The 14,421-nt window shown below is 47.7% G+C and carries 13 protein-coding genes; 9 read left to right on the top strand and 4 right to left on the bottom strand.

Annotated features, from left to right (window positions below; all coding sequences use genetic code 11):
* Nucleotides 1–498: a hypothetical protein gene (locus WC891_00185; GenBank protein MFA5866372.1), complete on the bottom strand. Its 498-nt coding sequence runs from the start codon at nt 496–498 to the stop codon at nt 1–3.
* 108 nt (nt 499–606) lie between these two features.
* Here WC891_00185 and WC891_00180 point away from each other — a divergent pair, with 108 nt between their 5' ends.
* The 6 genes from WC891_00180 (at nt 607) to WC891_00155 (ending at nt 6,399) form a co-directional block, all read left to right on the top strand.
* Complete coding sequence (locus tag WC891_00180; protein MFA5866371.1) at nt 607–1,119, top strand: hypothetical protein; 513 nt, start codon at nt 607–609, stop codon at nt 1,117–1,119.
* 174 nt (nt 1,120–1,293) lie between these two features.
* Nucleotides 1,294–2,811 (top strand): glycosyltransferase, encoded by a 1,518-nt coding sequence (locus WC891_00175; GenBank protein ID MFA5866370.1) that lies wholly within the window; start codon nt 1,294–1,296, stop codon nt 2,809–2,811.
* Nucleotides 2,792–3,859: a glycosyltransferase family 4 protein gene (locus WC891_00170; protein ID MFA5866369.1), complete on the top strand. Its 1,068-nt coding sequence runs from the start codon at nt 2,792–2,794 to the stop codon at nt 3,857–3,859. Before WC891_00175 ends, WC891_00170 begins: the two co-directional genes overlap by 20 nt.
* Nucleotides 3,856–4,938, top strand: coding sequence for a glycosyltransferase family 4 protein (locus tag WC891_00165; protein MFA5866368.1), 1,083 nt, complete (start codon nt 3,856–3,858; stop codon nt 4,936–4,938). Before WC891_00170 ends, WC891_00165 begins: the two co-directional genes overlap by 4 nt.
* 38 nt (nt 4,939–4,976) lie before the next feature.
* Nucleotides 4,977–5,354 (top strand): hypothetical protein, encoded by a 378-nt coding sequence (locus WC891_00160; GenBank protein ID MFA5866367.1) that lies wholly within the window; start codon nt 4,977–4,979, stop codon nt 5,352–5,354.
* A 166-nt stretch (nt 5,355–5,520) separates the two neighbouring features.
* Nucleotides 5,521–6,399 carry a transposase gene (locus tag WC891_00155; protein ID MFA5866366.1) on the top strand — a complete coding sequence of 293 codons (879 nt, stop codon included), beginning with the start codon at nt 5,521–5,523 and terminating at the stop codon, nt 6,397–6,399.
* Between the two features lie 33 nt (nt 6,400–6,432).
* On the opposite strand, the gene pknB is transcribed toward WC891_00155, so the two are convergent.
* Both pknB and WC891_00145 read right to left on the bottom strand, forming a co-directional pair.
* On the bottom strand, nt 6,433–8,103 hold the full coding sequence (gene pknB / locus WC891_00150; GenBank protein ID MFA5866365.1) for a Stk1 family PASTA domain-containing Ser/Thr kinase: 1,671 nt from the start codon (nt 8,101–8,103) through the stop codon (nt 6,433–6,435).
* Nucleotides 8,104–8,297: 194 nt separating this feature from the next.
* Nucleotides 8,298–8,975: a hypothetical protein gene (locus WC891_00145; protein MFA5866364.1), complete on the bottom strand. Its 678-nt coding sequence runs from the start codon at nt 8,973–8,975 to the stop codon at nt 8,298–8,300.
* A 215-nt stretch (nt 8,976–9,190) separates the two neighbouring features.
* Between WC891_00145 and WC891_00140 the strand changes: the two genes are divergently transcribed.
* Entirely contained in the window at nt 9,191–10,258 is a 1,068-nt protein-coding gene (locus tag WC891_00140; GenBank protein ID MFA5866363.1) for a replication-relaxation family protein, read from the top strand.
* A 351-nt stretch (nt 10,259–10,609) separates the two neighbouring features.
* Complete coding sequence (locus tag WC891_00135) at nt 10,610–12,139, top strand: Fic family protein (protein MFA5866362.1); 1,530 nt, start codon at nt 10,610–10,612, stop codon at nt 12,137–12,139.
* 9 nt (nt 12,140–12,148) lie between these two features.
* On the opposite strand, the gene WC891_00130 is transcribed toward WC891_00135, so the two are convergent.
* Nucleotides 12,149–12,799 (bottom strand): plasmid pRiA4b ORF-3 family protein, encoded by a 651-nt coding sequence (locus tag WC891_00130; protein ID MFA5866361.1) that lies wholly within the window; start codon nt 12,797–12,799, stop codon nt 12,149–12,151.
* A gap of 340 nt (nt 12,800–13,139) precedes the next feature.
* Between WC891_00130 and WC891_00125 the strand changes: the two genes are divergently transcribed.
* A complete protein-coding gene (locus WC891_00125; protein ID MFA5866360.1) occupies nt 13,140–14,414 on the top strand; it encodes an ATP-binding protein in 1,275 nt (424 codons plus the stop codon).
* Nucleotides 14,415–14,421: the final 7 nt, after the last annotated feature.

Genomic DNA, 14,421 nt, shown 5'->3' with positions numbered 1-14,421 from the left:
TTATTTCAGGGAAGCCGCCAGCTCGGCGCCCCATTGGCGCGCGCGTTCCAGTTCACCGTCTTTTAGCGGGCCGTACTTTCCGGTGACGATAAACTTTTCCGGCTTCCCGGCGGCGGTATAACCCGCGCTCTCCAGTTTCTTTAAGATTGCCTTGGCGGCGCTTCCGGGCGACCACCAGATGCGCGTCTCGAACGCGGCCGCGCGGCCTTGTCCCTTGGGCAACGCATCAAGCCAGGAGCGGATCGGGGGATGGGATAAATCCGGCGGATGGGCGCCGCCGCCCTCTGTCCTTTCGATATTATCGCGGATCTTAACTGTGGGCAGGGAGAAAGCTATAAGAGGGGAGCCAACCACGAGCAAATCGGCGTCTGTAATGGCCTCGGCGGTCGCCTGATCGGTCGTCAGCGCTTTTGCTTCCGGCCCGATACTTTCGGCTATCGCCTTGCCGACAGCGGCCGTATTTCCCCATAAAGATTCGTACACAACAACGGCTTTCATGCCCAGCTCCTTTATATTCGTATACCCCCAAGCCCAGCCTATCAAAACCGCATTTCGTAAGCTAGACTATAGTCGTCTAAGTAAGTTTGGGACCTTAAAGGGGGAGGAATGAAATCAAGAAGGATTAACCTGGTTGTGATAGCGGCGCTGTTGATTGGTTTGATCATGGTCCTTGTCGGTGCGACGGGTTGCTCAAACGGCACAACCACGACAAAAACAACCGAGAAAAAAGTAGTCAAGCCGGCCGAGCCTCTAACGGCCGAAATCAAGGTGGACAAGACGACCGTCAAGGCCGGCGAGTCGCTGAAATATACCCTGCTCATAAAGAATAATACCGATAAGCCGATGGAGGGCCTGAAGCTTAAGTTCGCGAATCCAAACGGCCTGGATACTCAAATGAGCCAGGAGGGCGGGTCTCAACCGGCCTTTGACGAAGCGACGAGCACCTGGATTTGGGACGCCGGAACCGTCAATCCCAAAGGGAGCTACTGGATAACGATTACCATGCAAATGATTCCGGGAGCGCCGTCAGGCGCCAGCATCAGCGCCCAGTTTACCGTCGAGGGCGGTGGCTTGACCTCTCCTGTCAGTTCAAACACCGCGGCAACAACTATATCTTAGACGCCCGCCCTGCGTCCATAGTCCTCGAATGCCTTATACTATAGTTGGCTTAAGCTTAGAAATAACGACCGGCCTAAGTGTTGGTGAAGACTACGGTCGAACTATTGTGGGGATGGCTTCTCGTCATCAGAACGTTAGGAAAGGCCCGGGGTACGAATAAATGTTTAAATTTCAATGGGTTTAAGCTTCATTGTAAAAATCAGAATCATTTTTCTTGGCATTCTGTTACTTATTTTATTTGCCTATCTTCCCTGGCTTTTCCTTGTAATCCTAATATTCAACTTTCTACTTAATATCGGATCGCAATCACTGCATTTTGTAGCCGCTGTTTTGCCTAAAGCCAAGATTGTAAAGGTCCCTTCTGTTGAGACGCCTTTTGTTTCTATTCATGTTCCGTGCTACAACGAGCCCCCCGAGATCCTTAAGAACACCTTGAGATCTCTGGCAAATTTGGACTATCAGAAGTATCAGGTCATTGTAATTGACACTAATACAAAAGATAAGACGGTTTGGCAGCCGGTTGAAGAATACTGTGAGCTTCTTGGCGAGAAGTTCAGATTTTACCATGTGGACAAACTAGACGGGTTCAAAGCCGGAGCCTTGAACTATATCAAAGCAATGGTCAACCCCATGGCGGAATATGAAGCCGTGGTAGATGCGGATTATGAGGTAAAATCGGAGTTCGTTCAAGAAGCATTGGGGTACTTCAGTGACGAAAAGATTGCCTTTGTCCAATTTCCTCAGGCCTATTTCAACGTTTTTAAAAAGAACCGACCTATTTCTCTTGAATATCAATTCTTCTTTTTGTGCTTTATGAATATGGCTAATATTTTAAACTGTGTTAGTTCTACCGGCACGATAACCTTCTACAAAATTGAACCGATGAAAGAAGTTGGGATTTGGAACGAAAAATGTATTACCGAAGACGCTGAACTCGGGCTCAGAATTAATAGGTTTGGCTATAAAGGAATATTCGTTAACAAGGTTTTAGCGCGAGGATTGATACCTTATGATCTTGAGGCCTTTAAGAAACAAAAGTCGCGTTGGTGTTCTGGTAATGCTCAGATCCTAAGAAACAATCTAAAAGATATGATCATCAACGCGAAAGAAATGACTATTCTTCAGAAGATAGGTTTTTTCACACAGCTTACAGCTTGGATTAATTTTCTCCTATTGCCGATACTGACTCTTGTGGCAATCTTCTTTTATGAAAAATATGCGGTTCCAGCCTCGAGCCATTTGGTTTATGACCTTATATATCTGACCGCGGCAACGACTCTTTTAACATATTCATTGCTGAAGTTACTGTCGTTTTTGTTTGTTTTTAAAGGACAAGGCAAGCTTATCAATAGTATTCGTGCCTATTTCGTGCATATCGGAATGAGCTGGCTCTATGCAGTAGCCTGGTTGGAAGGGATTCTTAGTAAATCTATGTCTTTCCAAAGGACAAACAAATTCATCTTGCCCACTATGCCAAACCTACTTAAGAATACTATATGTGAATTTATCCTCGGGCTCTTAGCGCTCTTCATATCTGTCCAGTATCTTATTGCCAGTAATTTCATATCCTCATTGGTATATTTCTGGCTATTTATCGTTCTGTTTTCTGTATATTATGTTCATCTAAAAATTAAACCAACCAAACTCTACTCAAAATCACTGATTGCTGATTTTGCCAAGGAAGGTCTGTGATATGAGGATTGCTCAAATTGCCCCGTTGTGGAAAACAGTGCCGCCACAAAAATACGGAGGCGTTGAGGTCGCGGTCAGTAATATAACTGAGGGCCTAATCAAAAAAGGTCACGATGTCACACTCTTTGCTTGCGGGGGATCAAAAACAAAGGGCAAATTGATAGAGGTTATTCAAGAACCGCTATATAAACTGACTGGCGGTTTTTCCTGGGACGCTATATCTCCATACGAATTTCTGATGTACTATGCCTTAGCCGAAAAGATAAGAAATCGAGAATTTGATCTGATACATAATCATCTCGGGTTTCAGTTGCTTTCTTTTTCTCCGCTAATAGACATACCCATAGTAACAACCATGCATAGTAGTCTAGAACCTGATTATCCTTATCTGGCGGAGAGATTTAAGGATCAAGATTTTGTTTCAATCAGTAATGCCCAAAGGGAGCTGGCGCCACATCTGAACTATGTTGAAACCATATACCACGGCTTGCAGAATTCAGAATATGAACCCAGATTATCAGGAGACAGCGATTATTATCTTTTCCTGGGCTCATCAACTAGAAACAAAGGAGTAGACATAGCCGTTAGGGCGGCCAAAGAACTCGGAATAAGACTGTTTTTAGCGGGAGAATTCAGGGAAACAGAGAAAGATTTCTATGAGAAAGAGGTAAATCCCTATATCGATGGCAAGCAAATAAAAGTATTGGGTGAAGTCACAACAAAGGAGAAAAACAGATTATTGAGGGGCGCCAAGGCACTGCTGTTCCCTAGCCAGTGGAAAGAAGCTTTTGGCTTGGTTATCATAGAAGCTTTGACTCACGGAACCCCCGTAGTGGCCTATGGTAATGGCGCTGTTCCTGAAATAATAATCGAAGGAAAAACAGGCTACATAGTAGACAACTATGAGGATTTCAAATCCAAGATATTGGAGGTCGGAGGATTATCTAGAGAGTCCTGCAGGAAAGAAGCAGAAGTAAGGTTCGATATTTCAGTTGTGGTAGATAACCACATTGGCTTGTTTGAAAAGTTAGTGAAAGGAAAGAAGTGAGCCAGAAAAAACTAAAGGTAGCAGAGGTCGCTCCCGTGATGGTAGAGATACCGCCAGAAAGATATGGGGGTATAGAAAGTATCGTCAATGATCTTTCCCAAGGGTTGTCGGATATGGGCCACAAAGTTACGGTGTTTGGAGCCGGCGGGTCCAAGATAGCCGGGAAGAACATTCAACTAGTTCCATGTTCGCCCTGGCCAACTACAAAGGACCTAACGAAGAACCGAGAGTATGAGCTGGCAGAATTGCATACGGTAATTGACAGACAACATGATTTTGATTTGATTCATTTCCATTACGAACCCCTGATCGGTAGAATCTTGGAGAACGGCAAGGAAACTAATCTTTTTTCAGAGATAGTTGTTCCCAAGGTACACACATTCCATAACACCACCTATATAGACGCTAATATCGAGTATTACCGCTCACATCAGGATACGCTAGATGCAGAATATGTTTTTATCAGCAAAGACCATCGCGCCCCGTTATCTTTCTTAGCTAATTCAACTGTCATATATAACGGAATCCACCCAGAATACCTTACGTATAACGATGTCCCAGAGGACTACCTACTTTTTGCCGGAAGACTTACAAAAGTAAAAGGGATTATTGAGGCAATACAAGTGGCCAAGATGGTGGGAAAGAAATTGATAATATTCGGCAAGGTAGACAGTACAGATATCGGGTTCTATGAAAAAGAGGTAAAACCCCTGATAGACGGCAACCAGATAGTATATCTAGGCGAGGTAAGCGCGGAGGAAAAAATCAATTACTATAGTAACGCCAAATGTCTACTGTTCCCTATTTCCTGGCATGAACCATTCGGCTTGGTGCTCGTCGAAGCAATGGCTTGCGGAACCCCGGTTATTGGGTTCAACATCGGCTCTGTCAGCGAGATTATAGAGGATGGCAAAACCGGCTACGTTGTCTCCACTGTTCAAGAAATGGCTCAAAAAGTTAATGATATTCAAAAAATAAAGCGCAAGGATTGTAGAGAAAAGGTTGAGAGAATGTTTAGTACAGAGAGAATGGTTGAGCAATACGAAAAGCTCTATTTGGAGCGGGTCGGAAAGCCCTGACCCCAATTAAGAAAGGTTTTTTATTTATGAATGAGCATTTGATTAAGGAATTCGTCCAGGAAACCCTCGGTTGTGGCTGCCCTGAGGAAGTTTTCAACCAGATCGAACACATGAAAGGCGAACCTATCGAAGGTGGGTTAATATTGCGCGATAGGATTGTGATTGGGAGGCGCCTGCTAGTATATATATATGAAGATACCGATGGAGAAGATGTTCAAGAAAGCGTCATAAGAACACTGCTAACAGCAGGAGTTCACGAAAGGAACAAAAACAGCTTCAACCGATATAGGCTTGTTTTGCTTACTCAGACGCCAGAGGACAACAAAGGACTTTCAGACAGGACGGCACGGGTGATAGCAGAGTTCGACGACAGGACGTTCGCGCATATCATAGCCAGCGATTCAATCTCTTTCTAAGTGACCTGCCAGCCGTAGCTACACGAGCGAAGGGCGTGGCCTAAGCCGACAGCGAGGCCAAGGGGCAGCCAAGGGGTCACGTCTTGTATCTTAACGTCGGGTTGATTTGACCAGCATGATTCATTTCTATCTTCACAAACTAATGAAATTTTGATAGGCTATTCGCATGGTTCGTCCTCTTCGCTTGGAGTATCCAGGTGCCGTATATCACGTCATGAGCCGCGGCGACGCTCGCAAGTCGATTACCCGTTCCCAAAAAGATAAGCGTCTGTTCCTCGATGTTCTGGCCGAGGCGCACGAAAAGTACAACCTCTTGATCCACGGCTATTGCCTTATGACGAACCACTATCACTTATTAATCGAAACGCCCGACGGCAACCTGTCTGATGCTATGCGGCACGTAAACGGAGTCTATACTCAGCGTTCCAATGCCCGCAATAAAACGGTAGGACATATATTCCAAGGAAGGTACAAGGCTATTCTGGTTGATAAGGATGAATACCTGCTTTGCCTTTGCCGCTATATCGAGCTCAATCCGGTTCGCGCCGGGTTGGTCGAGAGTCCTGGAGATTGGAAATGGAGCAGTTTTCGGCAGATAGCGGGGATAGCGGAGAAGGGCGAGGAGTTTCTTCAAACAGATTGGATGTTGTCGCAATTCGGGAAATCGAAGAAAGTGGCGCGGGAGAGGTATATGGAGTATGTAAAGTCGAGCGAGGCGGCGGCCGATAGGCCGTTTGAGAACGTGGTGAGCGGAGCTATCCTTGGTCGTGCTGAATTCGTTAGACAGTTCGATGAACCTATATGGGAAAAGGACGAGATTGTGGAGATCAGACGTAAGCATAGACACATAAATCGGCCGCCTCTTTCGGCTTTGCTGCCGACCGAACCGGATTACGAGCTGAATAATCGAAACAAGAAGATATATGAAGCGGTATTCGACTATGGATATAGGCAGAAAGAAATAGCTGAATACCTTGGGATGCATTATGCTTCTGTCAGTAGGATCCTGAAAGATATCGGGGGCATGTTAAGATACAAGACGTGACCCCCCTGGACTGGACTGGGAAGCCTGACCCTCTTATTCTTTCTTGTCAGGTCGATCAGGGTGACCGGTTTCTGTCTTTTTGCTAACGGTGATAGTCACCGTCGAACCCCTCTTCGCTGTATCGCCAGCCGCCGGATTCTGTTTCATCACGTGGTCTTTGGCGATCGTGTCGCTGAAGTCGTCGAACCGGCTGACCTTGAAGCCAGCGTTTTCTAGAATGCTCGTGGCGGCGTCAACAGTATTGTTGAAGACGTCGGGAACTTCAACGCCTTCGATGCCGTTGCTGACTGTAATATCAACACTGCCGCCCTTATCCATCTTGGTGCCGGCCTTTGGCGATTGGGAAATAATTTGGCTCTCGGCTACCGTATCGCTATAATTCTGAGAGACGTTGCCTAGGGCCAGACCCGCCGATTTCAGCATAGTCTCAGCCTCGGTTTGGGTTTTTCCCGTCAGGTCCGGCGCGTTCCCCGTCTCCAAACCTTTGCTCATAGTAACGTTAATCGTGGCGCCTTTCTTGGTTTTTTCACCAGCCGCCGGCAATTGGCTAACCACCCGGCCGGGGGCCACGGTATCGTTAAAGACTTCCTTCTCGACAATGAGTTTCAGGCCGGCCGCTTCGGCGGCGCTTTGCGCTTGGATAAGCGTTTTGCCCTGCAGGTCAGGTACGGCGACCGATGGTCCGCTGAGCAGAGTGTAAACCAAAGCGGCGCCCCCCAAGATCAATAAAGCGACGACAGCGATGACAGCGATGATAGCGGCAATCAAGCCCTTCTTTGGTTTACGCGCCGGTCGCGCAGCCGGAGGAGATGTTTGAGCGGTCATTGTCTTGGTCATATCGGATGGATTACCGTTTGCCGGGACCGCGCCAATGACCTTGACCGGCAGACTCTCGACGACGCGTTTCAGGTCGTCGCCCAGCGCCTCGGCCGACCGGTAGCGGTCCACCGGGTTCTTGGCCATCGCCTTGAGCGTAACCGCTTCCAGACTCTCTGGCACCGCGGCGAACACGCGGCGCGGCGGCAACGGGGTATCGTTGATGTGTTTCAGGGCGACCGCAATCGGGTTTTCGCCGCGGAAGGGCAGCTCACCCGTGGCCATTTCGTAAATAACTACACCCAAGGAATAGATGTCCGTCGTCGGTCCGACCACGCCGCCCTGTGCTTGTTCGGGTGAGACGTAATGCGCGGTTCCCAAGACGGCGCCCGTCCGAGTCATCGTGCTGGTCGAGCCGGCTCGGGCGATACCGAAATCCGTCACTTTTATCTCACCGGTGTCGGTAATGATGACGTTCTGTGGTTTTATGTCTCGGTGAATGATTTCATGTTGGTGCGCGAACTCCATCGCCTTGGCGATATGCATAGCGATGTGAACGACCTTTTCGGTCAGCAAAGGCGCGTCTTTTTGAATCAGTTTTTTTAAGGTCACGCCCTGGACGTACTCCATGACGATGAAATAGACGCCGTTTTCCTCGCCGACGTCGTGAATGCTGACGATGTTGGGGTGGTTGAGCTTGGCCGCCGCCCGCGCCTCGCGCCGGAAACGCTCCAAGAAGCCTTCGTCGGAGGCGAAATGTTTGTGCAGGATCTTAAGCGCGACGATCCGCCCGAGCTCCAGATCTTCGGCCCTGTAGACGTCGGCCATGCCGCCGCCGCCGATTTTCTCGATAACCTTATAGCGTTTGTTGAAAATCGTGTCGTTCAAGAATCCTCCTTATAGCCAGTAGTATATACATAAGGAGTAAGGCCTTGAGGGGAGGGAATTAAAGGGAGGGTGGATTCTAGCGTGAGGATACCGCTTGCAGAAACAAAAACCAAAAGGTTGAATAGCAAACCCCGACCCCTTTTACCTGCTGCCTCCTTAGGCTAATACACGGGGAGGGAACTGGAAAGCCGGCATTAATTAACCGGCATTGTGCCTTGTTGTGTCGTTTTCTCCGTAGCGCTCTGAATGGTCAAAATTTGTTCATTCACCTGAGTGCCGAGATCGGTCAATGCTTTCATTATTGCCACGGTATCCGCCGTACCGACCAAGTATTTTTCATACCATGTCTGTTCTTCCTTCATAAGAGCAACTAACTTGTCGCATTCGGCCAGTAACGCTTCTGTGTCTTTTGTTGTTTCGTCGGCCTTATCGACGTAGGCTTCCTTGGGGTTAGCGCCCTCATTGATCTGCATGGCCGCCTTAAGGTCGGATACGATTGTCTTACGATCGTCATTTAATGATTTCATATCTTGAAGAGCCTTTTCCAAGCTTGCCATATCTTTGGAGAGCTCGGTTGCCTTTTGCGACACAGTTGTCTTGTCTCCATCAACCAAGGCAAGGGTTAAATCGGTGCGTAAAACCCCCACATCCCCTAAGCTGTTCCCGAAATCCGCCTTAGCCTGGTCGTATTCAGGAACCGTCGAGTTCCAAAGTCTCGCCGCGCTGTAATATGCTTTCTTTTCCGCTTGCACCTGTTGTTCCTCAAGGTACGCCGGGATTCCGATAGCCGCGCCTATGGCGGCAACTATCAAACAGAAAAGCAGAAAGACAACCACGCACCCGATGAGAATTACTTTGCCTTTTTTCTCCATATCAATCGCCTCCCAACGATGGTGGGTGATGAAGGATTTGAACCTTCGACCTCTTCCGTGTCAGTTAGCTCAGGCCACTATTCGTGTTACTAGCCGGTTACACCCATTAACTCTCACCTGCGGAAATTCCTAAACTGTTTCTTTAAGTTTGTAACGGTTTTGGCCGTTTTTCAGAATTTTGTTGGCAAATTGCTGTCAAAAGGAGAGTGTTACAAATGGGACGGAAACCCAGATTAAATAAGTACGGAAACAGCGCGCTCGAGTACTTCGAGAACCAACTGCTCCCGATCGACAGGGACATCTGGAATCTCGCTATTTTGACGGGCCGGTTCTCTTCGCACAACGCGCACCGGCTCCTCAAGGACGGCGCAAGCCCAGCGACCGTCGAGCGACACTTGAAGAAACTCTATGACGATGGGATGCTGCTCAGGTACAGGCCGCCGCGAGACAGAAAAGAAGGAACACATCCGTTTGTCTATCAACTCAGCCCGAAAGGCACGAGAACCATGGAAAAAGCGGATTGGCTCGTTGATTTCCGGCAGCACTTGAAGAAGATGCCCACAGGCAATACGACTCATCTTATACATAGACTCGCCGCCAACGATGCGGTGATCGAGTTCTTGCGTCTCGAATGTTCAAAAGAGCGGCCTAACGGTTTCCGACGGGGGTATTTTGATATATGGATCGCTCAAGACGCCGCGGAGACGGTTCACCTGAATCTCTTGGAAGACGAATACGCCGACCGCATGGTGCTCCGGCCGGACGCTCGAATGGATGTCCGGCTTGGTGACCCCTCTGAGCGCGTGCCGATCTACCTAGAAGTCGACAGGGGGACCGAAAAGCTCGGGCAGATCCGCCGGCAGATAGACTACTACATCGCCGCATATCTTTCCGACCAGTGGTTTTTCAAGAAGCACGAGTTCCCTTTGGTCTGCTGGATATTCGAGAAGGAGAAAAGAGCGGAAGAGGCGGCAGACCTGATGGATTGGGTCATGAAGGATTTCCGGGACCCTAAGATAAGGAGTTCTTTGCACGGTTGGACCGAGGTGGAGACCGACTTCAAGCTTCACTATTTTACGACTTGCATCACGACCAAGGCGGCTTTCTATGGAGTGCGATCGATTGCGGGGGACAGGATATGGCGTACAAACCATAACCCCGAGCGGTTCTCGCTGGAAGAAATCGCGACGATAAGGCTTGAGGCGATAATAGAACAAGAAAAAGAGAAGCGCCTACACGAGCTCAACACGCGGCGCCAGCGTCAAGAGAGACAACCAGCTTGAAAGCATTTTCTTTATAGTTTGCGCCATGATAGTCACCCCATACATTGACTATCATAACAAAGACTATAAATATGGAATTTGAAGAAGAGAAGAGCCAACGCGAGCTCTTTCTGCGACGAATGTAATCGTCGGTTTTGCAATAAACCGTCGATTATAATCGACGGTTAGCAAGTGTTACGTAAAGTCACCAGATATTAAATAGTGGCGACTTTCCGCAACATGACGACTCTCCAGTCCTTGAATTTACTGAGATACTCTGTATAATTGATAGTGGATATTAACGCAGAATTGATAGCCTATATTTACACACTTTTGATAGTGAATATCAACTCCTATTGCTAAAGGTTGCGCATGAGAACATACAAACTAAGAGAACGAGCCCTTAAAGCGTGGGCTGACAATTTAAAAAGAGGAAATATTGTCGCAACTAAGGATAATATTCCCGATCGCGCGGTTCGGGAGCTGCTCAAACGTGAAAAGCTTCTGTTTCCGGTTATAAGCGGACACTTTATTCTTAAGAAACCGGAAGATGAGCCGGAGCAGTTATTTCTCTTGCTCTACTGGCAAATCATTGAAAGATTTCTTGATCGGTACAAGCCCTGGTCGATAAGGGCCGAATCCGCACTTGAGATTTTGGTCGGAAACGAACAGGACCAGAAACACCTACTTGTTCGGTCCGCTAAACCAATAAACAGGACATTTGTGCTACCGTTCGGGTTTAAGGTTTTGGTCGTTGAAGACAAGGACTTTGATTCTCGATTGACCAAATCGGTTGATGTGGTCGGTCGCAAGCTATCTGTAGACGTACCGGAGAGGGTGCTCACAGACGCTGTTTCTCGGAAGGTGGAAGTCCCGTCTGCTTATATGAGTTTTATCCGAGGAACAAAGTTCAATGTTCGAATCATCGAAGCGCTCTATTTAACAAGACCTCAGCCGATCGTTTTGAACCGCGTTATCAATATTGCCGAAGAGTCTGGACGAGGTGACTTAGCGTCGGCTCTTGAGAAGATCATTAGAACTAATACCATATATCGTACGAGTAGGAAGAATAAGACCAAAGAGCCTACGGCGTCAATTAAGGAACCCGAGCTTATCGCTCCGTGGGTTTCCCAGCAAGAAGAGCACATACAGGTCTTTGAAAAGCGCCTTGAAACGACCTTTCCTGGCGAAATCCAGGAGCTGCCAAAGAGGACTCTTGATGAATTGGTTAAGACTGCCGTGGAGCACAAGCGATACGACATCTACCATTCGACTACGCTCGAAGGCTACCAGATAACTCCCGAAGATGTGGATGCCGTTATCTTCGGCAAGGTTCCATTTAAGGTGAAGGATACGGACAAGCACATCAAAGAGATAGAAAATCGTATGGCGATCTTAGGTTATGCTGAAGCTTTTGATTTTATCATCGGCAAGGTCAAGAATGATTTCGGGAGAGCAAGAGTTTCTCAAGAATTGGTACAGGACACACACTATCAGCTATTCAAACCTTCTGCCGACAGCGGCATTGTGAAACCGGTTGACCTTGCGATTTATCGGAACGCTCCGGCGTTTATCCGTGGAACCAGTTACGTTCCTCCGGCTCAAAGCAAATTGCTTGATCTTATGGAAAGTTATGAGCAATCCATTAACTCAATTGACAGCGATGTCATAAGAGCAATTCTTGCGCATTACTTCTTTGTGGCAATCCATCCTTATGCAGACGGCAACGGAAGAACAGCACGACTTTTGATGAACTACGTATTACTGACATCCGGATACGAATGGATGACTATTAGAGCTGAGCAACGTGAGCGATACTTCAAAGCGCTTAACGAAGGCCATCTGAATAACGATATTCTGCCATTTGGCAAGTTCATATTGTCGTTAATGAAAGAGGGATAAGCAGCCGAATCATTCGTTTGCCATTCTCCAACGCTCGACCAAATCATCAAAAACGACCTCGGAAGCATCGAAGTATTCAAGGTCGATCACGTCGCCAAGCCACTCGATCATCTCTTCATATTCTTCGTGTTGGGGGTTATTGAGTATTTCCAAGAGGCGCTCATAACCGGGAATACTGCCGCAGTCCTCCGGGGGACAAGCTCGTTTACCCGCGAGGCAGACAGGATATACGACACCGGCTTCGCGTGGCAGGGCTCCCTCGAAGACGATTGTGTGTCGCCAGCCATCGCCAAAGTCATACTCGTAATGGGCGCGCGTTCGCGTAATGTTAAACCAGTTCGCGATAGGAAATGACTGATCCGGAATAACGGCTGGGCGCAAATCGAGTTCGGGCATCCCCACATTTTGCATTTGCCGGGTCACATTATCGGTAAGGAAAAAACAATGAAGGTGATAGTCAGCCCAACCCATCGCGTCCTGGATGGCGACATGCAATTCCCAAAACGTGTATGTTTCCGGCACCTGGATACGCCGCCATATCGGCGGCTTGATATCGTCAAGCGCCACCTTGAACTGAAAAACCCGGTCGTAGTCTTTAATCGTTGCCTCCCTAATTGACCTTACTGGTTGAAGAATAATGGAGACTAAGGTGATTCGCAAGCTCCCCGATCTAGTACAGTCTATTGTTTGTATTTACGGTCAATCTATAGTGAGGGTTCACGCTCTCAATAGTTAGAATCGTACGTTTCATTAGTCTCATATGATAGATGGTTTACATTAACCACCACCATTAAATACTGCGTGAGGAGATTTGCAAGGGTCGAGATCTTACCGGGGTGTCAATCTAAATTATCAACGGAAACGGGGTAACACCAACTCCAAAGAGTAAGAAAAGCAAAGCCTAGCGAGCTCTTCCAGCAACGAACGTAATCGTCGGTTTTGCCATAAACCGTCGAATATAATCGACGGTTTTGATATAATGATAACCAGGTGATGAATAATGACAGTTCAGGAAACTTATTACGCTCTTAATCCGTGGTGGGAAGAAAGCCATTTTGACACGGGCATCCTGCGCCCTAGCTACGTTAGACCTTTGTCGGAGCATATCGACAAGAAGCAAATAGATATCATCATAGGTAGTCGCCGCGTGGGTAAGACAACAGTTTTGAAGCAGCTCATCAAGGCGATTCTCGAACACGGCGTTAAGGCAACTGATGTCTTCTATCTAGCGTTAGACCACCCCAAACTGGCCGGTGTTTCGATTTCTGATCATCTGCGAAACTTCCGGGCGATATTTGCTCATGATAGAAATCGACGACTTGTGTTGCTGTTAGATGAAGTCCAGGAAAGCAAGGATTGGGAGATAGAGCTTAAGGCACTTTATGATCATGAGAATGTAAAGGTTGTCTGCACGGGATCGACAGCTTCTCTACTGATGAGTCAAGGGGGAAAGTTGACGGGTCGTCAGTTCGTGAGCATAGTCTATCCATTAAGCTTTGCGGAGTACCTTCTTTTCAGGAATGAATCCATAAGTGGCGCTGAAGAATACAAGTATGAGCAGCTCGTCGAGGACTATCTACAAGATGGAGGTTATCCCGAAAACGCCCTTAATCCAAGCGAAGATTATCTGGCCGGCTTGCTTGATGACATAATCGCTAGGGACCTCATGCGTCTGTATCAGATACGGCGAGCCGACGTGCTGAAGGACCTATACCAATTACTTACGGCATCGGTTGGGTCGGGGACCAGTTATACAAAGCTAGCCCGCGCCCTTGGGATCTCAGTAGACACGGCTCGTGAGTATATAGGGTATTTCGAAGCGGCATTTCTAGTTAGCGCTATGACAAAATGGACGTCATCGCATACCGAGCGTGTCTACACGGCCAAGAAGATATATCTTACGGACACAGGCATGAAGACGATAATCACAGGCAAGGGCGACTTGGGCGCAAAAGCCGAGAATGCCGTTTATCTAAAACTCACGCGGGACGGAATAAAACCGGGATACTATACGCGGGATAAACGAGAAGTTGATTTCGTTTTCGGAGAAGCGCAGTCACCGATACCGATTGAAGCTAAATACGTTGATGAGTTTGATTGGACAGATCGCCGCTTTCTTGGTTTAAAGCTATTTCTCGATGAGCATGCAGGCACAAAGCGAGCGATAATAGTAACGCGTAGAGGCGGGAAATCCTTTACGCATGGCGACACAATCATAGATGTCGAGCCGCTGTGGCGATTTCTTCTTCAAGGCGTTGGAGACAAAGTATTATAAAGATAGA

Source organism: Actinomycetota bacterium (assembly GCA_041658625.1).
Lineage (GTDB): Bacteria > Actinomycetota > JAHEXW01 > JAHEXW01 > JAHEXW01 > JBAZZW01.
Note: the sequence above shows the minus strand (reverse complement) of the source record. Positions and strands in the feature narration are given on the sequence as shown.

Coding starts and splice junctions, on each gene's coding strand:
- WC891_00125 (MFA5866360.1), top strand. CDS start 13,140: ATGACAGTTCAGGAAACTTATTACGCTCTTAATCCGTGGTGGGAAGAA.
- WC891_00185 (MFA5866372.1), bottom strand. CDS start 498: ATGAAAGCCGTTGTTGTGTACGAATCTTTATGGGGAAATACGGCCGCT.
- WC891_00180 (MFA5866371.1), top strand. CDS start 607: ATGAAATCAAGAAGGATTAACCTGGTTGTGATAGCGGCGCTGTTGATT.
- WC891_00175 (MFA5866370.1), top strand. CDS start 1,294: ATGGGTTTAAGCTTCATTGTAAAAATCAGAATCATTTTTCTTGGCATT.
- WC891_00155 (MFA5866366.1), top strand. CDS start 5,521: ATGGTTCGTCCTCTTCGCTTGGAGTATCCAGGTGCCGTATATCACGTC.
- WC891_00145 (MFA5866364.1), bottom strand. CDS start 8,975: ATGGAGAAAAAAGGCAAAGTAATTCTCATCGGGTGCGTGGTTGTCTTT.
- WC891_00140 (MFA5866363.1), top strand. CDS start 9,191: ATGGGACGGAAACCCAGATTAAATAAGTACGGAAACAGCGCGCTCGAG.
- WC891_00135 (MFA5866362.1), top strand. CDS start 10,610: ATGAGAACATACAAACTAAGAGAACGAGCCCTTAAAGCGTGGGCTGAC.